The 24,914-nt window shown below is 40.8% G+C and carries 25 protein-coding genes; 21 read left to right on the forward strand and 4 right to left on the reverse strand.

Going from position 1 to position 24,914, the window contains the following annotated elements:
- Positions 1 to 121 precede the first annotated feature (121 nt).
- The 4 genes from CVT08_RS01985 to mraY all read right to left on the reverse strand — a co-directional run bounded on the left by CVT08_RS01985 (position 122) and on the right by mraY (position 4,936).
- On the reverse strand, positions 122 to 1,981 hold the full coding sequence (locus CVT08_RS01985) for a hypothetical protein (protein WP_196381019.1): 1,860 nt from the start codon (positions 1,979 to 1,981) through the stop codon (positions 122 to 124).
- 149 nt (positions 1,982 to 2,130) lie between these two features.
- Positions 2,131 to 3,348, reverse strand: coding sequence for a UDP-N-acetylmuramoyl-L-alanine--D-glutamate ligase (gene murD / locus CVT08_RS01990; RefSeq protein WP_107856814.1), 1,218 nt, complete (start codon positions 3,346 to 3,348; stop codon positions 2,131 to 2,133).
- 4 nt (positions 3,349 to 3,352) lie between these two features.
- Positions 3,353 to 3,868, reverse strand: a complete 516-nt coding sequence (locus CVT08_RS01995; protein WP_107856813.1) for a hypothetical protein — start codon at positions 3,866 to 3,868, stop codon at positions 3,353 to 3,355.
- 3 nt (positions 3,869 to 3,871) lie between these two features.
- Positions 3,872 to 4,936 carry a phospho-N-acetylmuramoyl-pentapeptide-transferase gene (gene mraY, locus CVT08_RS02000; protein ID WP_021086091.1) on the reverse strand — a complete coding sequence of 355 codons (1,065 nt, stop codon included), beginning with the start codon at positions 4,934 to 4,936 and terminating at the stop codon, positions 3,872 to 3,874.
- A 79-nt stretch (positions 4,937 to 5,015) separates the two neighbouring features.
- Here mraY and gpmI point away from each other — a divergent pair, with 79 nt between their 5' ends.
- The 21 genes from gpmI (at position 5,016) to CVT08_RS02105 (ending at position 24,895) form a co-directional block, all read left to right on the forward strand.
- Positions 5,016 to 6,479, forward strand: a complete 1,464-nt coding sequence (gene gpmI / locus CVT08_RS02005) for a 2,3-bisphosphoglycerate-independent phosphoglycerate mutase (protein ID WP_107856812.1) — start codon at positions 5,016 to 5,018, stop codon at positions 6,477 to 6,479.
- A 36-nt stretch (positions 6,480 to 6,515) separates the two neighbouring features.
- On the forward strand, positions 6,516 to 7,259 hold the full coding sequence (gene fabG, locus CVT08_RS02010) for a 3-oxoacyl-ACP reductase FabG (RefSeq protein ID WP_107856811.1): 744 nt from the start codon (positions 6,516 to 6,518) through the stop codon (positions 7,257 to 7,259).
- 86 nt (positions 7,260 to 7,345) lie between these two features.
- A complete protein-coding gene (acpP, locus tag CVT08_RS02015; protein WP_002941395.1) occupies positions 7,346 to 7,579 on the forward strand; it encodes an acyl carrier protein in 234 nt (77 codons plus the stop codon).
- Between the two features lie 34 nt (positions 7,580 to 7,613).
- Positions 7,614 to 8,825, forward strand: coding sequence for a beta-ketoacyl-ACP synthase II (locus CVT08_RS02020; RefSeq protein WP_107856810.1), 1,212 nt, complete (start codon positions 7,614 to 7,616; stop codon positions 8,823 to 8,825).
- A 1-nt stretch (position 8,826) separates the two neighbouring features.
- Positions 8,827 to 9,762 (forward strand): acetyl-CoA carboxylase carboxyl transferase subunit alpha, encoded by a 936-nt coding sequence (gene accA, locus CVT08_RS02025; protein ID WP_103635049.1) that lies wholly within the window; start codon positions 8,827 to 8,829, stop codon positions 9,760 to 9,762.
- Positions 9,763 to 9,965: 203 nt separating this feature from the next.
- A complete protein-coding gene (locus CVT08_RS02030; protein ID WP_107856809.1) occupies positions 9,966 to 10,820 on the forward strand; it encodes a CbrC family protein in 855 nt (284 codons plus the stop codon).
- Positions 10,821 to 10,832: 12 nt separating this feature from the next.
- On the forward strand, positions 10,833 to 11,675 hold the full coding sequence (locus CVT08_RS02035) for a YwqG family protein (RefSeq protein ID WP_107856808.1): 843 nt from the start codon (positions 10,833 to 10,835) through the stop codon (positions 11,673 to 11,675).
- A gap of 426 nt (positions 11,676 to 12,101) precedes the next feature.
- On the forward strand, positions 12,102 to 12,716 hold the full coding sequence (locus CVT08_RS02040; RefSeq protein ID WP_107856807.1) for a riboflavin synthase: 615 nt from the start codon (positions 12,102 to 12,104) through the stop codon (positions 12,714 to 12,716).
- Between the two features lie 10 nt (positions 12,717 to 12,726).
- Entirely contained in the window at positions 12,727 to 13,446 is a 720-nt protein-coding gene (locus CVT08_RS02045; protein WP_107856806.1) for a polyphenol oxidase family protein, read from the forward strand.
- Complete coding sequence (locus CVT08_RS02050; RefSeq protein WP_021092152.1) at positions 13,436 to 13,645, forward strand: hypothetical protein; 210 nt, start codon at positions 13,436 to 13,438, stop codon at positions 13,643 to 13,645. The genes CVT08_RS02045 and CVT08_RS02050 overlap by 11 nt, the downstream gene beginning before the upstream one ends.
- A 10-nt stretch (positions 13,646 to 13,655) precedes the next feature.
- On the forward strand, positions 13,656 to 14,795 hold the full coding sequence (gene iadA / locus CVT08_RS02055) for a beta-aspartyl-peptidase (RefSeq protein ID WP_107856805.1): 1,140 nt from the start codon (positions 13,656 to 13,658) through the stop codon (positions 14,793 to 14,795).
- Between the two features lie 190 nt (positions 14,796 to 14,985).
- On the forward strand, positions 14,986 to 15,774 hold the full coding sequence (rpsB, locus tag CVT08_RS02060; protein WP_085658056.1) for a 30S ribosomal protein S2: 789 nt from the start codon (positions 14,986 to 14,988) through the stop codon (positions 15,772 to 15,774).
- Complete coding sequence (gene tsf / locus CVT08_RS02065; protein WP_107856804.1) at positions 15,774 to 16,838, forward strand: translation elongation factor Ts; 1,065 nt, start codon at positions 15,774 to 15,776, stop codon at positions 16,836 to 16,838. Before rpsB ends, tsf begins: the two co-directional genes overlap by 1 nt.
- Positions 16,838 to 17,482 (forward strand): ABC transporter ATP-binding protein, encoded by a 645-nt coding sequence (locus tag CVT08_RS02070; RefSeq protein WP_002941236.1) that lies wholly within the window; start codon positions 16,838 to 16,840, stop codon positions 17,480 to 17,482. Before tsf ends, CVT08_RS02070 begins: the two co-directional genes overlap by 1 nt.
- A gap of 89 nt (positions 17,483 to 17,571) precedes the next feature.
- The gene (fliR, locus tag CVT08_RS02075) at positions 17,572 to 18,333 is read left to right on the forward strand and encodes a flagellar biosynthetic protein FliR (protein ID WP_012140268.1); all 762 of its coding nucleotides are present in this window, start codon (positions 17,572 to 17,574) and stop codon (positions 18,331 to 18,333) included.
- A 56-nt stretch (positions 18,334 to 18,389) separates the two neighbouring features.
- Positions 18,390 to 19,949, forward strand: coding sequence for a Highly acidic protein (locus CVT08_RS02080; protein WP_107856803.1), 1,560 nt, complete (start codon positions 18,390 to 18,392; stop codon positions 19,947 to 19,949).
- 1 nt (position 19,950) lies between these two features.
- A complete protein-coding gene (gene gmk / locus CVT08_RS02085) occupies positions 19,951 to 20,562 on the forward strand; it encodes a guanylate kinase (RefSeq protein ID WP_107856802.1) in 612 nt (203 codons plus the stop codon).
- 51 nt (positions 20,563 to 20,613) lie between these two features.
- Positions 20,614 to 20,835, forward strand: a complete 222-nt coding sequence (gene tatA, locus CVT08_RS02090; RefSeq protein WP_021087958.1) for a twin-arginine translocase TatA/TatE family subunit — start codon at positions 20,614 to 20,616, stop codon at positions 20,833 to 20,835.
- Between the two features lie 9 nt (positions 20,836 to 20,844).
- A complete protein-coding gene (gene argS / locus CVT08_RS02095) occupies positions 20,845 to 22,428 on the forward strand; it encodes an arginine--tRNA ligase (RefSeq protein ID WP_107856801.1) in 1,584 nt (527 codons plus the stop codon).
- A gap of 141 nt (positions 22,429 to 22,569) precedes the next feature.
- Positions 22,570 to 23,757 (forward strand): UDP-N-acetylglucosamine 4,6-dehydratase, encoded by a 1,188-nt coding sequence (locus CVT08_RS02100; RefSeq protein WP_107856815.1) that lies wholly within the window; start codon positions 22,570 to 22,572, stop codon positions 23,755 to 23,757.
- The gene (locus tag CVT08_RS02105; protein ID WP_107856800.1) at positions 23,744 to 24,895 is read left to right on the forward strand and encodes a LegC family aminotransferase; all 1,152 of its coding nucleotides are present in this window, start codon (positions 23,744 to 23,746) and stop codon (positions 24,893 to 24,895) included. The genes CVT08_RS02100 and CVT08_RS02105 overlap by 14 nt, the downstream gene beginning before the upstream one ends.
- The last annotated feature ends 19 nt before the right edge of the window (positions 24,896 to 24,914 follow it).

The raw sequence follows: 24,914 nt of genomic DNA on the forward strand, positions 1-24,914 counted from the left end.
ATCAAAATAATACCTATAAATTTATCATTGTTTGGTGAGTATTTAGACTATTTGTAGGTTATTTTGGTTTTTATAAAACTATATCAAAATCGCGGATATTCAAAACCAAATTCATATTCTTTTAAGCACCGTCTATAGGTATATTAAATGTAGCCCTATATGAGTTTTTCATATCTGAGTCTTTATTTTTAACTAAAGAGCTGCTCTCATATATACTCTTATCACCGCAGTGGTGAAGATATACCTTATCTATATCACTAGCTTCACCTTTTTCGTTTTCAATGATGAGATTATCTAGTGTTAGAGCTAGGCTTGAGCCTGATGTTGATGTAGGTACTACATTATTACCAAGAGCTAGACGAAGCTTCATATCAAACATAGCTGAGTCTTTATCATCTCTAAGGGTAAAGTTATTCTCCTTAGCGAAATTTAGAAGGTTAAAATTTAGATATTCGTCTTTAGATGAGGGGAGTTTAAAGTGGCTCATCTTTACAACACCATCTTCTAGCTTGTACTCTATCTCATCGCTACTTTGTCTTATGCTAGTAAAGCAAGCACCCTTTGTCTTGTTTTTATCATCTTTGCCATCATCGTTTTCTTTATAAAGTATCACACTATCTGACTTGGTCTTTGCGTTTTTAAATTTGATATCTCTATCAGATGAAGCACCATTGTTCTCTTTCTCGTAAGTGTCAAATTTAAAGTCAGTCAGTATTAGTTCGCACAAATTTAGCTTGCCATAGTTTGGTCTGCTAGGATTTAGCTCTTTTGGATTTAGCTCACTACAGTCAAATTCGCTTTGGCTAGCTAGCACGATAGTGAAGTTACTCTTTTTAGGCTGAAATATCCTAATAGGAGTAGCAGTCTTGATAGGGCAGAGTATTAGCATATCCTCTTGTTTATAAAGCTCTTCTTCTCTTCTTTTTAAAAGCTTATTTATCCTTGAAGCGTTAGATGTAGAAGAGGAGGTTAAATTTACGCAGTAGATATTTTCGGTCTCAAATTTCTTTGATGTCTCAGAGCTTAAAAGAGAATTTAGCTTACCAGCAAATGGCTTAAATAGCCCCTCGCACTTTGAAGCGGTGTTGTTTGATCTCTCTTCGTCTTTTTGCATAAATTCTAAATGTGTGATGTCCTCTTTGTGCTCTTTGCCGTTTTTGTCTTTTGTTACATACATAGCTTTTGAGATATTTAGGTGGGTAAAGACATCTATGCACTCGCCAAAGCTGACGTGCTCCATGCTAGCGGTGCTAGATGAGTCGCTAAGTGCTCTGTTATTTTCATCTGACTCGTAAAGGCCAAACTGAGCTGATATCTTTTGTCTTAAAAGTTTAAGGTTGTGTGGATTATCACCGCTAAAGCTCTCGTGTGCGAGCCAAAACCACGCTTTAAAGCGACTTTTGCTCTTGATGTATCTTGCTAAAGCTGGGTCGATATTTTTCTTGCTACTTATGTGAAGCAGGGCTAAAAGCGCCACATTCTCTTTTGATATCTGTGACGTCCCAGATGAAGTGAGCTTGACCTCTTCTAAATTTGCAAGTGATGAGCCTCTTAGCTTATCTTGTATATCAGCTGCTAGTGGCTTTAGCTTTGACTCTAAAATGGCATTTAACTGCTCATCTTGGCTAAATTTAAACTCAGGCAATGACTCTGAGCCAGCGCCGCCAGATGCCTTTGCATAAGCAGCCCTTGCGGCGTCATTTATATCGTTAAAAAGCTTTTCTGCATCTATCTTTGAAACCACGATTTTGCTTGTAGTGTCGGTTATAGTTTTTCTAACAGCCTCGATAACTTTTGCTTTGCTAGTACCATAAATCTGAGTGCATATCGCGTCTAGATCGTCTTTGAGGCTAAAGCTATATCCCATAAGTAACTTGTCGTCAGAGATGAAAGGCTTATTGATGTCGGCACTATATGATAGTTTGATGATATCTATTAAGTTTTCTTTAAAATTTGCATCATTTCTAGGGGTAATTGGCATAAAATTCTTCCTTAATTTTTTCGCCAAATATTAGCATAAACTTAAAAAGTATTCAATAAAAAACTCTTATAGAGAAAATTTTTTGCTTTTTTCTTTAAATATAGTGGCAAAATTTAGACAAAACGCCAAGATCTAAAAATAGCTTAAACTCAAAGAGCCCTTATAAACTCTTTAAATTTATCTCCTCGCTCAGCGTAGCTCTTAAACTGATCAAGGCTTGCAGCTGCTGGGCTTAAAAGCGCTATCTCGCCACTTTTAAGCTCTTTACTTATCTCATTTACAGCGTTTTGTAAAAAGTCGCATTTTAGGGCAGGCACGCTAAATTTAGCAGCTAAATTCATAAGTTTGTCGCTGTTTGAGCCGATGGCATAAATTTTAACCTTAAGACCCTTTAAATTTTCAAAGAGCTCATCCATGCTAACGCCCTTATCGTCGCCGCCCAGGATCAGGTGCATGAAGTGATCTTTGTAGCGTTTTACGGCTTGGATGCTGGCGTCTATGTTGGTCGCTTTTGTGTCATTTACCCAGGTTCGCCCCATCTTGTCGGTGAGCTCTTCAAGCTTGTTTGCTTCAATAACAAATGTGTTCAAAAGTGCCACGTCGCAGCGGTCAAATAAAATTTTCTCCACCGCAAGTGCTAGAAGTGCATCAAGCAAAAATGGCGTTTTAAAGGCTATATCGTCTAAATTTACACCGCAAAAACGAGCCAGATCGCTCTCATCTTTATAGGCGATCACTTTTGCTTTGGTTGGCGTGCTAGCGTAAATTTCAGGCACGATCGCCACGCTCGTTTCGCTCATGCTAACAAGCGGCTTTAGCTTTGCCTTTTCGTACTCGCTCATGTCGCCATGCCAGCTTAGATGGTCTGGCGTGATCGGCAAAAGCACGTAAATTCCTGGCGTGGCGCGGTTTGTGTAGTGAAGCGTAAATGAGCTAGTCTCAAGTATCCAAATTTTAGCGTTTGGCTCTAAATTTGCCAGCGCGATGCCCACGTTTCCGCCCATCACTGAGCCCTTGCTCTCTAGCAGGTGCTGCATCATCTTTGTGGTCGTCGTCTTGCCATTTGTGCCACTTATCCAGACGTTAAATGGCAAATGCGCCTTGTAAATTTCATAAAAATAGTCATATTCGCTAACTAAATTTCTAGCCTTTTTGATAAGCTCGTGGTGAGGCGGGATGCCTGGGCTTGGTATCTCTAGGTCGCTTTTTGCTGGGTCAAATTCGCTAACTGGCAAAAGTGCATTGCCAAACTCATCTTTTAAAATTTCGCTAAATTTATCATCATAGATGTCCCAAAAGCCATCATTTACGAAGTTTTTAGCGATAGCTTTCGTCGTGCCACCATAGCCAAATAGTGATTTTCTCATGCTTTTATCCTCTTTTGCCCCATAAAATTTCTACTATCTCATTAGCACTTAGCTCACGCATCACGCCCTCTATCTCGCGGCGCTCAAAGAGCTCAAATCTAAACGTATCAGCAAAATTTAGCTTCAAAAACTCCGCAAAATAAGCACCCTCGCAAGCAAATTTTACTCTTATATAAAATGCCTCTAAAAAATCATCATCAAATTTAGGCACAGGCGCTAACATGCGCTCCACGATCTCGCTAAGCTCGTCTTTTTTTATGTCAGGCACCAGTTTTGGCTCTGGCAAAGCGATGTCAAAGGCGAGATTTTCAGAGCCCTCAGCCTCCCACCACTCGTGCAGGCTAAATTTACTCATATCTTTGCCGCTTATCTTGGCTAGACGCTGCTCTACCTTGTGGTACTCTTCGCCGTCCTCATCGCCAAATTCGTCGCAATAGTCGGTGTAGGCTAAAATTTGCTCCAAAATTTCATCATATTTTTTTCTAGCACTCTCAAAGTCAGGCTCTATCTGCGCTCGCATGATCTACCTGATCTTTAGCGCCGTTAGTGCGATCAAATTTGCCAAAAGCGCGATGATCCAAAAGCGCACGATGATCTTATTTTCCGCCCAGCCTTTTATCTCAAAATGGTGATGTATAGGCGCCATTAGGAAAATTCTGCGTTTAAAAATTTTAAAACTACCCACCTGCAAGATGACACTTAGCGTCTCAACGACAAAGATGAGGCCGATGATGATGAGCAAAATTTCATTTTTGGTCGCAACGCCCATAAAACCGATATATGCACCAACGCTTAGGCTGCCACTATCGCCCATAAAGACCTCGGCCGGATGGCAGTTAAACCACAAAAAGCCCATGAGCGAGCCAATGAGCGCAGAGGCTACGACTACGCTCTCGCCAACGCCTGCGATCTTTGGTAAAAGCAGGTACGAGCTAAAGACGGCGTGGCCGCAGATGTAGGCAAAAACGCCAAGAGTTAGAAGCGAAAATATCGATGGCACGGCGGCAAGTCCGTCAAGTCCGTCTGTTAAATTTACCGCATTTGAGGCTGCGACGATGACTAGCGTCCAAAAGAAAATGGCAAAAATTTTCATATCAAAGATCGGCTGCTTGTAAAATGGCAGGTAAAACTCGGTGTTTAGCTCTTTGCTGATGTATAAAAACGCTGCGAGCAAAAAGGCGATTAGAAACTGAAAAAAGAGCTTTGCCTTTGGGCTTAGGCCGGCGTGGTTTTTCGCACCTAAAATTTTGCTGTAATCATCCTTATAGCCAAGCAAAGTAAAACAAACTAGGCAAAAGAGCGAGGCTAGCACGAAAGCGTTATCAAGCCTAGCACAGATGATCGTGGCGATCACGGCTGTAAAGACAAAGACAAGTCCGCCCATTGTTGGCGTTTTGGCCTTTTTTTGGTGAGTTTGTGGCGCGAGCTCGTAGATAGGCTGGGCGGCGTTTTTTGCCTTTGCCCAGGCGATAAATTTAGGCATCAGATAAGCTGTCAAGATAAATGCTATGAAAAACGCGATGCCAGCGCGAACGGTGATATACTGAAAGATATTAAAATTTAAAATTTCGTAGATATAGTAAAACATAGGGGCCTTTATTTTAAAAAAAAGCAATTTTAGTATAATGGCCTTAAAAATTATCTAAATTTAAGGATAAAATTTAAAAATGGCTCAAAAAACTATACTTATAATAACTGATGGCATAGGATCAAACAAAAATGGCAAATTTAATGCATTTGAGGCGGCTAAAAAGCCAAACTACGATAAATTTTTTAAAGAAATTCCAAACTCACTCATAAAAACTTCTGGAAACGCTGTGGGGCTACCTGAGGGGCAGATGGGAAATAGTGAAGTAGGGCACATGTGCATAGGAAGCGGTCGAGTTTTGTATCAAAATTTGGTCAAAATTTCACGCAGCTTTGATGACGGCTCTATAGCAGAAAATGAAGCACTAAAAGCTCTTTTTAAAAAGTGCAAAAAAATTCACGTCATAGGGCTTTATAGCGACGGCGGCGTGCACTCTCATATGGAGCATTTTGACGGCATGTGCGAGCTTGCTAGTAAAAATGGCTGCGAAGTTTTTGCCCACGCTATCACCGACGGACGCGACGTTAGCCCAAACAGCGGCCTAAATTTCATAAAAAGCTTGGAGGCTAAATTTAAGGTAGCGACCGTTTGTGGGAGATTTTACGCAATGGATAGAGATAAACGCTGGGAGCGCGTAAAAGAGGCCTATGATAGCTTGGTAGGGGGAGCAAATTTAAGCGATCTAGCACCAAGCGAGTATCTGCAAAAAAGCTACGACGAGGGCGTGACTGACGAGTTTGTAAAGCCAACAAGCTTTAATGGCTTTAGTGGTATGGGCGAAGATGACGGCGTGATCTTTATAAATTTTAGAAATGATAGAGCAAGAGAGATTTGCGAGGCTCTAGGCGAGGAGAAATTTAGCGAGTTTGAGCGACCTTTTGCTATCAAAAATCTTATCACCATGACCGAATATGACGCAAATTTTAAATTTGAAGTGCTATTTAAAAATGAAAAGATAAAAAACACTCTAAGCGAGGTCATAGCGGCCGCTGGTTTAAGGCAGCTTCACACGGCTGAGACTGAAAAATACGCCCACGTAACATTTTTCTTTAATGGTGGCGTCGAGGAGCTAGCCAGCAACGAAACAAGGGTGCTCATCCCTAGTCCAAAGGTCAAAACCTACGACGAAAAGCCAGAGATGAGCGCTGCTGAGGTTTGCAAGGCTGTGCTAAAGGGCATGGAGGATGAGCAAGACTTTATCGTAGTAAATTTCGCAAATGGCGATATGGTAGGACACACTGGCAACTACGAGGCTGCTATAAAGGCGGTTGAAGCAGTGGATAGGGCTCTTGGAGAAATTTACGCCAAGGCAAAAGAGAAAAACTACGCCATGATCATCACGAGCGATCACGGAAACTGCGAAGAGATGCGTGATAGCAGCGGCGAGCTACTGACAAATCACACAACTTATGACGTCTTTTGCTTTGTTATGGCTGATGGGGTTAAAGAGCTAAAAAATGGCGGCCTAAACAACATCGCGCCTAGTGTTTTAAAGATCATGGGGCTTGAAATTCCAGCTGAAATGGACGAGGCGTTATTTTAAATTTGATAATATAAGCAAAATTTATAAGGAGAATCTATGAAATTTAGCGGAAAAAACGTGCTAATAACAGGTGCAAGCAGAGGTATCGGCGCACAGATCGCAAAGACGCTTGCAAATATGGGCTTAAAAGTGTGGATAAACTACCGCTCAAAGCCTGAGATAGCAGACGCTTTGCAGGCTGAGATCGAGCAAAATGGCGGCAAGGCTGCAGTGATAAAATTTGACGCGACAGACGATGATGAATTTATAAAAGGTATAAATTTGATAGTCGATAGCGACGGCGAGCTAAGCTACCTCGTAAATAACGCTGGCATCACAAATGACAAGCTAGCGCTTCGCATGAAAACTAGCGAATTTACAGATGTGATAAATGCAAATTTAACTTCAGCTTTCATAGGATGTAGGGAGGCTTTAAAAGTGATGAGCAAAAAGCGCTTTGGAGCAGTCGTAAACGTCGCATCTATCGTTGGTGAGATGGGAAATGCTGGACAGGTGAATTATTCAGCCAGCAAGGGCGGACTAATCGCCATGAATAAGAGCTTTGCAAAAGAGGGCGCAAGCAGAAATATCCGCTTTAATAGCGTAACTCCGGGCTTTATCGAGACCGATATGACGCATGGGCTAAGCGATGAGGTGAAAAAAACTTATAGCGATAATATCCCGCTTAAACGCTTTGGCAGTGCTAGCGAGGTGGCCGAGGCCGTGGCATTTTTACTAAGTGATCATGCTAGCTACGTGACTGGCGAGACGCTAAAAATAAACGGCGGACTTTATATGTAATGAAATTTCAACAAGTTTTGAAATTTAAAATAAATAAAAGCGTAAATATTATAAGATAACAGACATTTTTTATAAGGAGACCTTAAATGGCAGTATTTGAAGACGTAAGAGACGTAGTTGTAGAGCAACTAAGCGTAGATCCACAAGCGGTAAAACTAGAGTCTAAAATCATCGAAGATTTGGGCGCTGATTCACTTGACGTTGTAGAGCTAGTTATGGCTTTAGAAGAGAAATTTGAAGTAGAAATTCCTGATAGCGAAGCAGAGAAATTAGTAAGCATTCAAGACGTTGTAAATTATATAGAAAAACTAGGCAAATAATTTAAATTTGCATAGTTTGATTTAAGGAGATGTATTGAAACGAGTCGTTGTAACTGGTATTGGCATGATAAACGCACTTGGTCTTGATAAAGAGAGCTCTTTTAAGGCTATTTGCGATGGTAAAACAGGTGTGAAAGAGATCACGAGCTTTGATGTAAGCGAATTCCCTGTTAAAATTGCTGCCGAGATAACTGATTTTGATCCAAATAGCATTTTAGACGGCAAAGAGGTGAAAAAAGTAGATCGTTTCATACAGCTTGGCATAAAAGCATCTAACGAAGCTATGGCTGATGCAAATTTTAAGGAGTTTGACGCTCATAAATTTGGCGTTAGTTCAGCGGCTGGTATAGGTGGTTTGCCAAATATTGAGAAAAACTCAATCACATATTTTGAAAAAGGCGTAAAGAGAATTTCGCCATTTTTCATCCCATCTGCACTTGTAAATATGCTAGGTGGCATAGTTTCAATAAATCACGGACTAAAAGGTCCAAATTTATCAAGCGTAACAGCTTGTGCAGCAAGCACTCATGCGATATCACAAGCTGCAAAATGCATAATGATCGGTCAAGCAACAAATATGCTAGTTATCGGTGCTGAATCAACTATTTGCGGCGTCGGAATAGGTGGCTTTGCAGCGATGAAGGCACTATCAACGAGAAATGATGAGCCAAGTAAGGCATCAAGGCCATTTGATGCAAACCGCGATGGCTTTGTAATGGGCGAGGGCGCTGGCGCACTTGTGCTTGAAGAGTATGAGTCAGCTGTTGCAAGAGGTGCTAAAATTTACGCTGAAGTAGTTGGCTTTGGTGAGAGCGGAGACGCACACCACATCACATCACCAACACTTGAAGGTCCATTAAGCGCGATGAAGCAAGCACTTGATATGGCAAAAGGCGTAAAAATAGACTATGTCAATGCGCATGGTACTTCAACGCCTGTAAATGATAAAAATGAGACAGCTGCACTAAAGGCTGTTTTCGGTGATAAGTGCCCACCAGTTAGTTCAACTAAAGGTCAGACTGGACACTGCTTAGGTGGTGCTGGTGCGATCGAAGCTGTCATATCTATAATGGCAATGAGAGATGGCATCATCCCTCCAACGATAAACTACGAAACACCAGATCCAGACTGTGATCTAGACTACGTTCCAAATAAAGCTAGAAAAGCTGATATAAAAGCTGTTATGAGCAACTCATTTGGCTTTGGTGGAACAAATGGCGTCGTGATATTTAAAAAGTTGGATTAAGATGTCAAATTATTTAGATTTTGAAAAGAGCATAAAGCAAATTGATGAAGATATAGCAAATGCTAAGATCAGAGGCGATGAACATGCTGTTGAAATTTTAAATAAGAACCTATCTAAAGAGATATCAAAAGTATATAAAAATTTAAACGAATATCAGCGTTTACAACTTGCTCGTCACCCAGACAGACCATACGCTATTGATTATATAAATTCATTTTTAGTTGATAGCTATGAGATCCATGGCGACAGGGCATTTCGCGACGACCCAGCAATAGTTTGCTACATCGGCTATATCGGAGGCAAAAAGGCTGTCGTTATAGGTGAGCAAAAAGGTCGTGGCACTAAAAATAAACTAAAAAGAAATTTTGGTATGCCTCATCCGGAGGGCTACCGAAAGGCTTTACGCGTAGCAAAATTGGCTGAGAAATTTAACCTACCTATCTTATTTTTGATAGACACTCCGGGCGCATATCCTGGTGTTGGCGCTGAAGAGCGAGGTCAAAGCGAGGCCATAGCTAGAAATTTATTTGAATTTGCAAATTTAAAAACTCCAATAATAGCTGTCGTTATCGGCGAAGGTGGAAGTGGCGGCGCCTTAGCTATTGGTGTGGCTGATAGACTTGCCATGATGAAAAACTCTGTCTTTTCAGTCATCTCGCCAGAAGGTTGTGCAGCGATACTTTGGAACGACCCAGCTAAACAAGAGCAAGCTACAAAATCTATGAAGATAACGGCCGATGACTTAAAAAATTTATCGCTTATAGATGACGTGATAAACGAGCCGATAAATGGAGCTCATAGAGATAAAGACGGTGCTGCAAAAGCACTTGCAAACTACTTCATATCAGAGCTAGCCGAGCTTGAGAAGCTTGATATAAACGAGCTTGTCGCAAAAAGAATAGACAAAATCCTCTCTATCGGGGCTTATGAAGAGTAAAATTTATAGTCACAAGTGAGTTGAAAGTTTAATTAAATTCGCTTGTGGCCCTCCTTGACGCTAAATTTAATGTACCTTTTTTAAATTTTAAAAATTAAACAATTTTATATTTTTATCCCACTCTTTTAAATTTTAATAACTCATCTATGCGACTTTTAAGTGTTTAAAGCTAAAATTCTTAGCAAATTTCATAAAGGCTATTTGTGGATAAATTTCAAGAAAAATATATAAAACTTTCAAAAGATTACTACAAAAATAACGGCAATGCAGCAAGCGTGGAGGCTTTGTATCAGTTTAAAGAAGAGCTTGAGGCAAGCGAGGATATGCAGGCAAAGAGCGTTTTAGTCGATATTTATCAGCTTTTGTCTATGCAAAAGAGTGCTTACGAGTTACTTTTAAAGATACACGATAAAAACGATAAAAAGCAGCTAAAAACGCTTGGTTATCTTGCGCAGTTTATGGATGAGGGCGACAAATGGGCGGTGCCAAGGCCAAAGAGCAAAGAGCAAATTTTAGCTCAAAAGGCAAAGGCTGCCACCTTGCCAAAATTTCGCTATCACCCAGAGCCTTTAAAAACTGGTGCATTTAGAGACGATATGAGTGTCATCTGCGAGTGTTGCGGCGAAAACACTGAAATTTACTATGAAAATGGCATATACAGCGAGCAAGATGTTACCTATCTTTGCCCAGCTTGCATCGCAAATGGCGCAGCTGCTAAGAAATTTGACGCTACTTTTGTGCAAGACGCCGACCAACTCGCCACGGATGACGCCAAAAAAGATGATGAGCTTTTTAGAAGAACACCTGGCTATGAGAGCTGGCAGGGCGAGCACTGGGTGGCATGCTGTGATGATTATTGCGCATTTTTGGGCGATGTGGGCACGAAGGAGCTTTTAGAGCTTGGCATCGCAGACGAGGTCTTTGATGACTACGCAAAAAGGGACGATTACGACGTGAAAATGGCTCGCGAGCTGCTTGTAGCTGGCGGCGACTTTGCTGGATATTTGTTTCGTTGCTTGCACTGTAAAAAGTATCACATCTATATCGATGCTTGCTAGAAAGGGAAAAATATGGATCTAAATGAAATTTATAAAGGCTGCAAAGAGCGCGGTCTGGAGAGGCTTTTTGTATTTTTAAAGCCAATGGCTAAAAATGCTATAAAGATAGATGCGCAGGCTAAAAGTGACGATGATATCGCCATTGGAGCGTCTAAATTTGGCGGACAGCCAGATCTGCCAGCTAGTGTGCCTTGGCCGTCAAATGAAAACGGCGCGCTTAGCTTTGTGGCGCAGATAAATTTTGCTGAAGTCAGCAAATTTGACACCGATGGGTTACTACCAAAAAGTGGCATGCTCTATCTTTTTTATGATATAAATTTACGCATTTGGGGCTACGACCCTGCTGATAAAAAGGGCTTTGCCGTGATCTTTGTCGAGGCAGCTCAAGACCAGCTTGCTCGCCAAAACATGGATGGCGGAAATTTCACATTTGGCGCACGCTCTCTTAGCTTTAAAAACGAGCTAAATTTGCCAAGTTTGCAAAGCTCGCTCGTGCCATTTGGTAAATTTAGCGAGGAGGAGTGGGAGGCATATCACGATGTCATCGAGCCAAGCTGGCAGGCCAAAGAAAACAAGCTACTTGGTCACTCTGACAACATCCAAGACGGCATGGAGCTAGAGTGTGAGCTCGTGGCAAATGGCCTTGACTGCGGCGATGGTAGCGCTTATCACCACCAAAATATCGCGGAGTTTGAGAAAAATGCCGCCCAGTGGCAGCTGCTTTTGCAGATAGATAGCGACTGGGAGAGTGACATGGACTGGGACGGAGAGGGTAGAGTTTATCTATGGATAAAAAAGGACGACCTAGCGGCGCGTGACTTTAGCAAGACGTGGCTAGTTTTGCAAACGAGTTAGGGGCGAAATTTAGCCAAGAGCTTTTGATATGCGTCTGGTAGTAAAATTATTATTGCTGTTTTTTGGTGAGCCATATAAATTTCGCGCTTAGAATATGTAAATTTAAAGGCAAATGGTAGATTAAATTTACGCTACTTAGATCAAATTTAATTTTTTTATAATTTACCGCCAGCTAAATTTACCTTGCAAGTGACTTTTACTCCCAAACTAGCGGCTTAACACCAAATTTGCCAGCTTTTTTATATTCTTTTTCTAGGTTGCACTCGCGTTTTTTTGTTTTTTTGCGTGACCGCTCAAAAGCGTATCTTTATGCCAGTTGTGATATTTGGCATTTATATCTTTTAAATTTCACGTAACCAGCAAATCTATCCATACGCCAAATTTAGGCAAATTTTAGTAAAATCTTCAAAAATTTAAAGGCAAAATATGTTTAATGGCTTAATCAGAGAGCTTGCCGAGGTCATTAGCTACTCGCAAAATGTTTTACGGCTAAAGGCTAAATTTCGCCCAAATTTAGGCGACAGCATCGCAGTAAATGGCGCTTGCTTAAGCGTGACCAAACTATATGATGATGGCTTTAGCGTGGAGCTAAGCGCAGAGAGTAGGGCAAATGTCGCGGTTGAAAATTTAAGTGGCTTGGTGCATATAGAGCCAGCGATGAAGCTTGGAGAGCGTGTGGATGGGCATTTGATGCAAGGACACATCGACTTTATCGGCGTGATCTCGGCTATAAAAAAGCATGAAAACGGCGTTGATTTCTACATCGACCTGCCAAAGGAGGCGATGGCTCTGATGGCAAACAAGGGCTCAGTGGGCGTTGAGGGCGTGAGCCTAACGATAAATGAAATTTTGCCAAAGGGCATAAGGCTAACTATCATTCCCATCACATTTAGAGATAGCCTTTTTGGCACTTTCAAGGTCGGCAGACGCGTAAATATCGAGAGTGACCTGCTGGCTCGCTACGTGGCTAGGATGCTTGATGCTAAGCAAAATGGCGGCCTTAGCTGGGACGAGGTCGAGAGAATTTCAAGCCTCTACTAAGCGAGCGAAGATGCGTGAAAATTTAGAGATCGTTTTTGATAAAAATGGCATCACTGCTGGCTTTACAAACAGGTTTGGCGGTGTGAGTGAGGGTAAATTTAGCTCGCTAAATCTTGGCGATCACGTGGGTGACAACCTAGCAGACGTCATCAAAAATAGAGAAATTTTGGCTAGAAATTTAGGTGTTAGGCAGCTTAAATTTATGAAGCAGATCCACTCGGACAAGGTTTTTGTCCTTGAAAACGAGGACGACGAGCTGCCAGAGTGCGACGCTGTGATCACAAATTTAAGTGATGTTGGCATATGCGTCTTGGTGGCGGACTGCTCGCCTGTCGTGATGATAGATGAAAAGCGTGGCGTGATCTGCGTGGCTCATGCAGGAAGAGCTGGCGTGACGCTAAAAATTTGCACAAAAGCAGTTACGCTTATGAGCGAGAAATTTGGCTCAAAAGCAGATGAAATGAGCGTCTTTGTCGGAGCAAATATAAAGGGCAGCTGCTACGAGATAGGCGAGCTTGACCTTGGGGAATTTAACGCATATAAGATAGGTAGAAATTTTGATATGAACGCGGCCTTAAGAGATGAATTTAGCGCACTTGGGGTTAAAAATCTAAACTTTAGCGAGGTCTGCACGCACTGCGATGAGAGATATTTTTCGTACCGAAGAGACGGCGTGTGCGGTAGATTTTGCGGATTTGCGGTCAAATTTAAGGATAAAAATGGGATATGAGAGTTTTAAAAATCCACTAGCGGCAAAAATAGCTCAAAACGCTAGAAATTTGGGCTTTGAGCAGCTTATGAACGAAGAGTTTGTACAGATGCTTCTTAGCTCAAAAAAGATGGAACTAAGTGCCGTGGATAGGGAAAATGTCGAGCAAATTTTTATAAAACTGATGGAGATAGAAGAGAAAGTACAACTTAGCAAATAAAGGAGAAAATATGCTTTTGCTTAAAAATGCTAATCTATACACGCCAAAATTTCTTGGCAAATGCGATGTTTTGGTAGGTGGCGGTAAAATTTTAGCCATCGGCGAGGGGCTAAGCTTTAGCGTAGAAGGGCTAGAAATTTACGACCTAAAGGGCAAAATTTTGGTTCCAGGCCTCATTGATCAGCACGTGCATATCACGGGTGGCGGCGGCGAGGCTGGATATCACTCAAGAACTCCTGAGATCACGCTTAGCCAGATCGTAAAGTACGGCACGACGACGCTTGTTGGCGTTTTGGGGACTGATGGGGTTACTAGAAGCTTGGAAAATCTCTACTCAAAGGCAAAAGCGCTCGAGTTTGAGGGCATCTCGACCTTCATCCACACCGGCTCATACGCAAGCCCCTGTGTGACATTTACCGGCGACATCGCAAAAGATCTCATACTAATCGACAAAGTGATCGGCGTGAAGATCGCACTGACCGACAACCGCGGTAGCTACGTCTCAAAAGAGGAGCTCATCAAGATCCTAAGCAAGATACGTATAGGCGGCATGGTCTCTAAAAAAGGCGGCGTGCTTCACATGCATATGGGAGGGCTGAGTGAGAAATTTGACAACGTCTTTAAGGTGATAAAAGACTATGAATTCCCAGTTCATTACTTCTCGCCGACACACTGCGCTAGGACGAAAGACCTGTTTAACGAGGCTTTGAAATTTCAAAAAATAGGCGGAAACGTCGATATCACAAGCGGTGGAAGTAAATTTGCCCCACTTCATGAGGTGGTAGCTTACGGCCTTGAAAATGGGCTAAATTTAGAGCGCTTAACAATGAGCTCAGACGGAAACGGCAGCGTGCCTAAATTTAACGAAAATGGCGAGCTTATCGGATATGGCTGTGCGTCATGTGCGTCAAATTTAGAGGTATTGCAAGCTTTAGTGAGAAATAAAATTTTAAATATAGAAGATACTTTGGCATTGATGAGTAAAAACGTGGCGAGGTATCTAAATTTAAGCCAAAAAGGCGAGATCAAAGTTGGCAATGACGCTGATCTTTGCGTCTTTGATGAAGAGCTAAATTTATACGACGTGATCGCAAAAGGTGAGTTTTGTGTCAAGGACGAAAAGGTCGTTAAAAAAGGCTTTTTTGAGTAAATTTAAAGAAATTTGAGCTTTATTTGTAGCTAAAAATATCTTTAAATTTAGCTTCAATAAAGCCAAGTTTCAATATAATCCAAGCTTTATTTCACACACGGCAATCCTAAATTTGGTTGTGCGAAAGCATTAATGGTCGTGGAGGATAAAACTAAATTCAAGGCAAAATGCCTAAAACAAGGAGAAACTCATGGTAACTATGAGAGATTTATTAGAGTGTGGCGTACATTTTGGTCACCAAACACGCCGCTGGAACCCAAAGATGAAAAAATTTATCTTTGGTGAGAGAAAAGGTATCTATATTATAGATCTACAAAAGACTATCCGCTACTTCCGCTACACTTACAACATCGTTCGTGACGCAGCTGCTGAAGGCAAGTCAGTGCTATTTGTCGGTACTAAAAAACAAGCTATCGACGCTATCAAAGAGTACGCTGAGAAATGCGGAATGCCTTATGTAAATCACCGCTGGTTAGGTGGTATGATGACAAACTTCGGTACTATCCGCCAGTCTATCCGCAAACTAGAAGTTATCGAAGCTATGGAAGAAGATGGTTCGATAAATTTACTAACTAAAAAAGAGGCTTTGATGCTTCGCCGCAAAAAAGAGAAGCTTATCGCAACTCTTGGCGGTATCCGCAATATGAAAAGCCTACCTGATATGATATTTGTTGTTGATACAGTTAAAGAAAAGATCGCTGTTCAAGAGGCAAATCGCTTAAAAATCCCAGTTGTAGCACCTATCGATACAAACTGCGATCCTGACGTTGTTGATTATCCTATCCCTGGAAACGACGATGCGATCCGCTCTGTTCAGCTTTTCTGCCAAGAGATGGCTGAGGCGATCAACGAAGGCAAATCACTTCTTGAGCAAGATGGTGGCGAGCAAGCTGCTGGTGAAGAAGTAAGCCAAGATGAGAAAGACGCAGTTGTAGCTGAGGCTATGAGCGAAGAAGACTTTGGCGAGGACGAAGAGTAATGGAAATAACTGCACAAATGGTAAAAGAGCTCCGCGAATCAACCGGAGCTGGCATGATGGACTGCAAAAAGGCACTTGGCGAAGCAAATGGCGACATGGAAAAAGCTGTTGATATACTTCGTGAAAAAGGCCTAGGTCAAGCTGCTAAAAAGGCTGACCGCCTTGCAAGCGAGGGCTTAGTAAGCGTTGAAGTTTGCTCAAAATGCAAAAAAGCAACTATCAGCGAGATCAACTCTGAGACCGACTTCGTTGCTAGAAACCCACAGTTTCAAGCGCTTGCAAAAGACGCAACGGCTCACATCCAATCAAGTGGTATAAAAACAGTTGAAGAGCTAAATGCAAGCACATTAAATGGTGTTAAATTTGAAGAATATTTCAAAACTCAGATCGCAACTATCGGTGAAAACCTTGTAGTTCGTCGCTTTGAGACAATCAGCGCTGATGATAAGGGCGTGGTAAATGGCTACGTTCACTCAAATGGCCGTGTTGGCGTACTTATCGGTGCAGCTTGCGAAAGTGCTGAAGTTGCAAACAAAGCAGCTGAATTTATAAGAAATTTATGTATGCACGCAGCTGCTATGAAGCCAAGCGTTATAAGCTACAAAGACCTTGATAAAGAGTTTGTTGAGAAAGAATTTATCGCACTTCGTGCTGAACTTGAAAAAGAAAATGAAGAGCTAAAACGCCTAGGTAAGCCACTTCACCACATCCCTGAATATGCTAGCCGCTGCCAGATAGGTGAGGCAGAGCTTGCAAAAGCTACAAAAGCGATCGAAGAAGAGCTAAAAGCTGAGGGCAAACCTGAGAAAATTTGGGACAAGATCATCCCTGGCAAGATCGAGAGATTTTACGCTGATAACACAGTGCTTGACCAACGCCTTACACTTTTAGGTCAGTTTTATGTAATGGACGATAAAAAGACTATCGAACAAGTTATCGAAGAGAAGAGCAAAGAGCTTGGCGGCAAGATCGAAATCGTAAAATACGTTCGTTTCGAGCTTGGCGAAGGCTTAGAGAAAAAAGTAGATGACTTTGCTGCAGAAGTTGCTGCTCAAATAGGCTAATGGAAATTTTAAGAGCGTCTAATCTAGGCTTTGCGTATGATTATACGCTCTTTAACAATATAAATTTAACTCTCAATCAAAAACAAAGTATCGCGATAACTGGCGTTAGCGGTTGTGGCAAATCAACGCTTTTACACATACTTTCAACACTTTTAAAACCAAATTTTGGCGAGGTCATCTATCAAGATAGATCGATCTATGAGCTTTCTCAAAATGAGCTTTTGGCCATTAGAAGGCTTCATTTTGGCATTATTTTTCAGTCGCACTATCTTTTTAAAGGTTTTAGCGCTTATGAAAATATCGAGCTTGCAAGCATCTTATCTGGTGAAAATATAGAAAAAAATGATCTTGAAGCGCTTAAAATTTCAAGTGTAATAAATCAAAAAGTTGGCGAGCTAAGTGGCGGTCAGCAGCAGCGTGTCAGCATCGCTAGAGTGCTTACTAAAAAGCCAAAGATCATCTTTGCAGACGAGCCAACGGGCAACCTTGATAAGCAAACGGCAAATGAAGTGATGCAAGTTTTATTTGACTATATAAATGAAAATAACGCTGCCCTTGTTCTAGTCACTCACGACAACGACCTAGCCGCGAAATGCGATAACTCATACAAGCTTGAAAATAAAGAGCTTGTGCAAATTTCTTAAAATTTAGCTTCAAATTTCTAAAAACGACCACATAAATTTAAAAACAAAGTAAAATTTTGTAAAATTAGTAAAAAATTTAAAAGAGCAAAATGGAACTAGTAGAATTTTTTGGAGCTGATAAGACCATAGTTTTTATGCTTTTATTTGCACGCCTAAGCGGTCTCATCGTTTTTTTCCCATTTTATTCGCACAATCAAATTCCTCTTAGCGTAAAAACGCTTTTAGTTTTTGTTCTTTGTGTCGTGCTTTTTCCTCTCTCAAAAGCTCATGAAAACTCTATAAATTTCCTTGTTGGCGAGATACTTGGCGAGGTGATGCTGGGGCTAAGTGCTGGACTTATGCTAACCATCATCTTTGCCACACTTCAAATGGCAGGCGAGCAAATCTCGATGGTCATGGGCTTTTCGATGGCGTCGGTACTTGACCCACAAACTGGCACAAACTCCCCAGTCATAGCAAACCTTATAAATTTCATCGCACTGCTAACATTTCTAGCTTTTGACGGTCACCATTTACTCCTTCAGTTTTACGCTAGCTCACTTGCTGTGGTACCACTTGGCGACTTTTATCCACGCCCTGGCATCATGAGCTATGCGATAAATTTATTTACAAATTTGTTTATGTTTGGCTTTATCATGTCATTTCCTATCATCGCGCTTTCTTTGCTCTCAGACTCCATTTTTGGCATGCTCATGAAGACGATGCCGCAGTTTAACCTACTAGTCATCGGCTACCCTATCAAAGTGACGATCGGATTTTCTGTTTTGATAGCCATTTTAGCAGGCATTATGAAGATCATGAGCGACCTACTTTTAAAAGTGATAAATGATCTGCCGGCTCTATTTTTTTAAGAAAATAGCAATGAAATTTATCATAGAATAGGCTTTTACTATTACAAGGAGGGATGATGAAAGTTGCTCTTATAAATAAAAATCCAGCAGTTTCACGTCTGATAACTTTAAGTCTGAATAAAATCGGTACCGAATATAGCGAATTTGAGGATCTAAATGGATTTGACGATGCTCAGTTTGACTTTATCATAATCGACAGTGACGTGGATAGTAGCGAGCTAGCTACAGATAAAAAGGTAATGTATCTAGCAAGTCGTGGCGAGAGCAAGCCAGAATTTGCTACTTTGATGCTTGAAAAACCATTTTTACCGACTGAATTTATAAGTGTTTTTGAGCAAAATATTCCAAAAGATGAGCCAGTTGCCGAGCATGGCGAGAGTGAGCAGGGTGAAAGCGACTTTGGCGACTTTAGCGATGAGGCTATAAATTTTGACGAGATGTCAGGGTTTAAACTGCCTGATATAGATACAAATTTAGAAAATTTTGCAGATCTTGACAAAGAGCTTTTAGAAAGTGGCATAGATAGCCCAAGCGAGGAGATTAGCCAGAGCGACTTACAAGAGGAAAATGAAGTTAGCGATATGGAGTCTTTAGAAGAGCTTGAAGACCTACAAGAGCTTGCCAGCGAAGATCTTGCTGATGAGAGCGTGGATGAAGAGACTAGCGAAGCGATAAGTGATGCGCATGAGAGCGAAGAGAGTAAAGATGGCGATCTAGCAGAGCTTAGTGCGCTTGTCGATGAGATAGAAAATATGCCAGAAGAGTCTGAAGCAGATGAAGAGCTAAATAAAAATTTAGATGATATTATTAGTCAAAATGACGTTGCAGGCTTGATTGATGGAGAGAAGGCAGATGGCGAGCTTGACGAGATAGATCAGAGTAAATTTGAGCTTAGTGAGATTGATTCGCTTGATGAAGAGCTAAATAGTGAAGAGACTGACGAAGAAAATAAAAATTTAGATGACGCTGAGCTAGATACTACAAATTTAGAGCAAGAAGAGCTAAATATAGACGAGCTAGCTAAATTTGATGATGAAGATAGCCTTGAAAATGAGATAAATTTAGAAGATGAGCCTAAAGATGAGGAGAATTTAGATGAGATCTCTGAGGCTGATGAAGAGCAAATTCAAGTAGATGATGAAAAAGTAGAAGAAGATATAGAAGAAGAGGCTTTGGATGAAATTTCAAGTGAGGAGCTAGAAAATTTAGAGCCTAGCGAGAGTAAAAACGCTTCTAGTGAGATGCCAGAAGAAGAGCTAGAAGATATGAGTGAGCCAGAAGCCAAAGAGGATCTAGGTCTAGTAGATGAAACCTTTGAAGAAGAAAATGCTCAAGAAGAAGAAGACGCACAAGAAGAGAGCAAAGACGCAGCACCAAGCGAGTTAAACTTTGACGCAGCATCGATAGATGATATAGATGAAAGCACGATGTTAGCGGCATTCGGGCTAAAAGATATGCCTAAAACAAGCTCAAAAAATGATGCAAAAGAAGACTACAAAGAAGAGCTAACTAAAAAGATCACAAAACACGTCCACGAGTCGCTAAATGAGAGCTCGCTAAGAGATGTGCTAAAAGATATGAATATTAAGATAAATATAAGTTTTGAGGAAAAGTGAGTTGCAAGGACAAATTTTAGTAGTTTCAGGGCCTAGCGGAAGCGGTAAAAGCACGCTTTTGAGCCGTCTTTTAAAGGAGGAGAAAGACCTATATTTTTCTATCTCAAGCACAACAAGAGCCAAAAGAGAAGGCGAAGTTGATGGGGTGGATTATTATTTTATAAAAGAAGATGAATTTAAAAGCGGCATAGAAAAGGGTGAGTTTTTAGAGTGGGCGCAGGTGCATAAAAACTACTATGGTACGAGCTTAAAGCCAGTTTTAGAGGCACTTGAAGCTGGAAAGATAGTGATATTTGACATCGATGTGCAGGGCTTTCACATCGCACTTGAGAAATTTAAAAGCTACATCACTTCAGTCTTTATAACAACTGCGAATAAAAAAGAGCTCAAAAGACGATTGAAAAACCGCGGAACAGATTGTGACGAGACGATAGAAAATCGCCTGATGAACGCAGTTGGAGAGATGGAGCATATTTTAGAGTATGATTATTTTTTAGTAAATGATGATATAGAAAAGAGCTATAAAGGACTAAAATCAATCCTTCGAGCGATGAGGTTAAAAAGTGCTAAGATAAACTTAAGAAACGTCATCGACGAGTGGATAGATTGTTAGAAATTCAGGAATTTATGATAATATTTTGAGAAAATTTAATAAGGAGAAAAGATGGGTTCTTTTAGTATTGGCCACTGGTTGATCGTTTTAGCGATCATTGTATTACTTTTTGGAGCAAAGAAGATCCCAGAGCTTGCAAAAGGACTAGGTAAGGGCATAAAGACTTTTAAGGCTGAGATGGAGGATACAACCCCTGAAAAGAGCGAAAAAGTCGAGCATAAAGAAGAGAGCGCTGCTAGTCAAAAGATAGAAGAAACAACTAAAAACGCGTAGGTTTGAAAGTTGAAAGACAAAGTAAAAGCTGAAATTTCAAAGGTTTTAGAGCGAGAATTTGTGCTTGAGAAGCCAAAGGATAAAAATTTAGCCCACTATGCGACGCCACTTTTTAGCCTTGCAAAGGAGCTAAGAAAGTCGCCGGCTATGATAGCTAGCGAGTTTGCTGATAAATTTAGTGATAGCAAGATAGTTGAAGCCAGCGCAGTAAATGGCTACTTAAATTTCAAGCTTAAGAGCAAATTTTTAGATGAAATTTCAAAGCAAATTTTGCTAGATAGCGAAAATTTTGCAAAAGAAGATGCGAAAAAAGATAGCTATTTAATAGAATACATCAGCGCAAATCCAACTGGACCGCTTCACATCGGACACGTTAGAGGTGCAGTTTATGGCGATACTTTAGCTAGACTTGGCAAAAGACTTGGCTACGCCATCTCAACAGAATACTACATAAACGATGCGGGTAATCAAATAGATCTGCTTGGCACTTCAATATCTCTCGCGGCTAAAGAGCAACTTTTTAACGAAAGCGTCGTCTATCCAGAGAAGTACTACCGCGGGGATTATATTTTAGATATTGCTAAGCTTGCAAATGAGAAATTTGGTAAAGAAATTTTTTATGACGAGAGAAGAAACCTTGAGCTTGCTGAGTTTGGCAAGGATATCGTGCTTGAGATCATCAAAAAAGACTTGGCTGACGTTGGCATTTTTATAGAGAGCTGGGCTAGCGAAAAGGCCCTTTATGACCATCTTGTGCCAACTATAGAAAAGCTAAAACGTTCAAATCAAATGTATGAAAAAGAGGGCGCTACTTATATCGCTTCTACCACGCTTGGCGACGATAACGATAGGGTTGTCGTTAGAAATGACGGTAGGCCGACATATCTAGCTGGTGACATCATCTACCATAATGCTAAATTTGAAAGAAATTTTGACCACTATATAAACATTTGGGGTGCGGATCATCACGGATATATTGCAAGGCTAAAGGCTGCGATAAATTTCCTTGGATACGACGAAAACAAGCTTGAAGTGATACTTATGCAGATGGTTAGCCTGCTAAAAGATGGCAAGCCATACAAGATGAGTAAGCGCGCTGGCAATGCCGTGCTGATGAGTGATATCGCAAGCGAGATCGGTGCTGAGGCGCTTAGATTTATCTTTATAAGTAAAGCAAACACGAGTAGCTTGGAATTTGATGTAGATGAGCTTAAAAAAGAGGATAGCTCAAACCCTATTTTTTACATAAACTATGCTCACGCTAGGATAAATCAGGTCTTTGCAAAGGCTGGAAAAAGTGTTTGCGACGTGGTGAATGCGGACTTTGAGTGTCTAGATGAAAATGCTAAAAATTTGCTTTTTGAGGCACTTATTTTGCCTGAGATTTTAGAGGATGCTTTTATCTCAAGGCAGCTTCAAAAGATACCAGACTATCTAAAGTCAATGTCTGCTAGTTTTCATAAATTTTATAACGAAAACCGCGTGGTTGGAAATGAAAATGAAGATAGCTTACTAAAAGTCTTTGCAATCGTTGCAGTTTCTATAAAAACAGCATTTAATATAATGGGAATCACAGCTAAAGATAGGATGTAAGGCTTTGCTTCTTGCGTAATTTAGCAGTAAAAAGCCTAATTTTTTAATTTAAATAAAAATATAAATTTTTAGATGAAGCTTGTGATGCTTTATTTATTTTTAAATATATTTATAAAAAATAATTTTAATGGTGAAATAAAAATGGATATCTTAAGCTTAATAGGGCGCACGAAAAACCTCTTTGAAGATGATATAAATGCCCTTGATAAAGACCTAAAAGAGATAGTTTCAAGCTCAAGCTTCCTAGTTATCGGCGGTGCTGGCTCGATAGGGTCTGCCGTGACAAAAGAGATCTTTATAAGAGACCCCAAAAAACTCTACGTCGTTGATATCTCTGAAAACAACCTTGTCGAGCTAGTGCGTGACATAAGAAGTGAGTTTGGATATATAAATGGTGACTTTAAAACTTTTGCCATAGATGTTGCAAGCGCCGAGTTTGACGCACTTTTAGCGCAAAGCGGTGGATTTGACTACGTGTTAAATTTATCAGCGCTAAAGCACGTTAGAAGCGAAAAAGACCCATTTACACTCATGAGAATGCTTGAAACAAATATCTTCAACACCGATAAAACGCTGGCTCAAGCTTTGGGTATGAAGTCAAAAAAATATTTCTGTGTCAGCACCGACAAGGCCGCAAATCCTGTAAATTTAATGGGAGCTAGCAAGCGCATCATGGAGATGTTTGCGTTTAGGCACTCTTTAGAGATCGACGTCTCGATGGCTAGATTTGCAAACGTGGCATTTAGCGACGGCTCGCTTCTTTTTGGCTTTCAAAAACGCATAGAAAAGTCTCAGCCAATAGTCGCTCCAAACGACGTCAGGCGCTACTTTCTAACGCCAAAAGAGAGCGGTGAGCTCTGCCTTTTAAGCACCATTTTTGGCGAAAATAGAGATATATTTTTCCCAAAACTAGATGAAAATTTAGACCTCATAACATTTAGCGAGATAGCCAAGCGATACTTAGCAAATTTAGGCTACGAGCCATTTTTATGTGAAAATGAGGAGGAGGCTAGAAAGCTTGCAAAAGTGCTTCCAAAAGATGGCTTTTACCCTTGTCTTTTTGCGCCTAGTGACACGACTGGAGAGAAGGACTACGAGGAGTTTTTCGTTGACGGCGAGAGGCTTGATATGCAAAGACTTCAAAACATCGGCATAGTCAAAAATGATACAAATTTTGACAGTAAAAAGCTAGAAATTTTCAAAAACAATATCTTAAATTTAAAATCAAGCTTGACATGGAGCAAAGAGGACGTTTTACGCGAAGTTTTTGAGCTCATACCAAATTTTATGCATAAAGAAACAGGAAAATATCTCGATGAAAAGATGTGATTTTGACGAGGTTTTAAAATTTATAAAAAGCACTTTTGGCAAGGACAAAGTTCCGCTTCACGAGCCTAAATTTATAGGCAATGAGAAAAAATATCTACTTGAGTGCATCGACTCTAGCTTTGTCTCAAGTGTCGGCAAATTTGTCGATGAGTTTGAGAGTAAGCTAGCTCAAATGGTCGGTGCTAAATTTGCAGTTGCCACGACAAATGGCACCTCTGCGCTTCACATCTGCCTAAAACTAGCTGGCGTAGAGCAAAATGACGAAGTGATCACGCAGCCAGTTACCTTTATAGCCACTTGCAACGCCATTAGCTACCTTTTTGCAAAGCCGGTTTTTGTGGATGTTGATCTTGATACACTTGGTATGTCGCCAGCGTCACTTAGTGCATTTTTGGAGAAAAACTGCGAGCTAAAGGACGGCAAATGTGTCAATAAAACTAGTGGCAGGATAGTGCGTGCCTGCGTGCCTATGCACACTTTTGGACTACCTTGCAAGATAGATGAGATAGCTGAAATTTGCAAGCGTTGGAACATCGCTTTGGTAGAAGACTGTGCCGAGAGCCTTGGTAGCTACTATAAAGGCACTCATACAGGGAATTTTGGCAAGCTTGCAGCGATGAGCTTTAATGGTAATAAGATAGTCACAAGCGGAGGAGGCGGAGCTATCATCACAAACGATGAGAAGATAGCAGAGCACGCTAAATTTATCACCACAACGGCCAAGGTGCCACACCCCTTTGAGTATCGTCACAGCGAGATCGGCTACAACTACCGCTTGCCAAATTTAAATGCGGCCCTGCTTGTGGCACAGCTTGAAAATTTAGAGCTATTTTTAAAGAGCAAACGCGAACTTGCGATGATCTATAAAGAGTATTTTTCTAAATTTGATGATGTGAAATTTATAGATGAGCCAGCGGACGCTAGGTCAAATTTTTGGCTAAATGAGGTGCTTTTTGAAAGCCGTGAAAAACGAGATGAGTTTTTGAAATTTAGTAATGAAAATGGCGTTTTCACGCGTCCTATCTGGCAGCTCATGAATGAGCTTGATATGTTTAAAGACTGCCAAAGAGATGAGCTAAAAAATGCTAAATTTCTAAGCGACAGGATAGTAAATATCCCAAGCAGTGCAAGAGTTTAGCCATATATGCAAAGTAATA

Origin of the sequence: Campylobacter concisus (assembly GCF_003048835.2) — a bacterium.
GTDB lineage: Bacteria > Campylobacterota > Campylobacteria > Campylobacterales > Campylobacteraceae > Campylobacter_A > Campylobacter_A concisus_D.

Bases quoted from the DNA above. Each gene is read 5' to 3' on its own strand.
- CVT08_RS01985 (WP_196381019.1), bottom strand. From the start codon at position 1,981: ATGCCAATTACCCCTAGAAATGATGCAAATTTTAAAGAAAACTTAATA.
- murD (WP_107856814.1), bottom strand. From the start codon at position 3,348: ATGAGAAAATCACTATTTGGCTATGGTGGCACGACGAAAGCTATCGCT.
- CVT08_RS01995 (WP_107856813.1), bottom strand. From the start codon at position 3,868: ATGCGAGCGCAGATAGAGCCTGACTTTGAGAGTGCTAGAAAAAAATAT.
- mraY (WP_021086091.1), bottom strand. From the start codon at position 4,936: ATGTTTTACTATATCTACGAAATTTTAAATTTTAATATCTTTCAGTAT.
- gpmI (WP_107856812.1), top strand. From the start codon at position 5,016: ATGGCTCAAAAAACTATACTTATAATAACTGATGGCATAGGATCAAAC.
- fabG (WP_107856811.1), top strand. From the start codon at position 6,516: ATGAAATTTAGCGGAAAAAACGTGCTAATAACAGGTGCAAGCAGAGGT.
- acpP (WP_002941395.1), top strand. From the start codon at position 7,346: ATGGCAGTATTTGAAGACGTAAGAGACGTAGTTGTAGAGCAACTAAGC.
- accA (WP_103635049.1), top strand. From the start codon at position 8,827: ATGTCAAATTATTTAGATTTTGAAAAGAGCATAAAGCAAATTGATGAA.
- CVT08_RS02035 (WP_107856808.1), top strand. From the start codon at position 10,833: ATGGATCTAAATGAAATTTATAAAGGCTGCAAAGAGCGCGGTCTGGAG.
- CVT08_RS02040 (WP_107856807.1), top strand. From the start codon at position 12,102: ATGTTTAATGGCTTAATCAGAGAGCTTGCCGAGGTCATTAGCTACTCG.
- CVT08_RS02045 (WP_107856806.1), top strand. From the start codon at position 12,727: ATGCGTGAAAATTTAGAGATCGTTTTTGATAAAAATGGCATCACTGCT.
- CVT08_RS02050 (WP_021092152.1), top strand. From the start codon at position 13,436: ATGGGATATGAGAGTTTTAAAAATCCACTAGCGGCAAAAATAGCTCAA.
- iadA (WP_107856805.1), top strand. From the start codon at position 13,656: ATGCTTTTGCTTAAAAATGCTAATCTATACACGCCAAAATTTCTTGGC.
- rpsB (WP_085658056.1), top strand. From the start codon at position 14,986: ATGGTAACTATGAGAGATTTATTAGAGTGTGGCGTACATTTTGGTCAC.
- tsf (WP_107856804.1), top strand. From the start codon at position 15,774: ATGGAAATAACTGCACAAATGGTAAAAGAGCTCCGCGAATCAACCGGA.
- CVT08_RS02070 (WP_002941236.1), top strand. From the start codon at position 16,838: ATGGAAATTTTAAGAGCGTCTAATCTAGGCTTTGCGTATGATTATACG.
- fliR (WP_012140268.1), top strand. From the start codon at position 17,572: ATGGAACTAGTAGAATTTTTTGGAGCTGATAAGACCATAGTTTTTATG.
- CVT08_RS02080 (WP_107856803.1), top strand. From the start codon at position 18,390: ATGAAAGTTGCTCTTATAAATAAAAATCCAGCAGTTTCACGTCTGATA.
- tatA (WP_021087958.1), top strand. From the start codon at position 20,614: ATGGGTTCTTTTAGTATTGGCCACTGGTTGATCGTTTTAGCGATCATT.
- CVT08_RS02100 (WP_107856815.1), top strand. From the start codon at position 22,570: ATGGATATCTTAAGCTTAATAGGGCGCACGAAAAACCTCTTTGAAGAT.
- CVT08_RS02105 (WP_107856800.1), top strand. From the start codon at position 23,744: ATGAAAAGATGTGATTTTGACGAGGTTTTAAAATTTATAAAAAGCACT.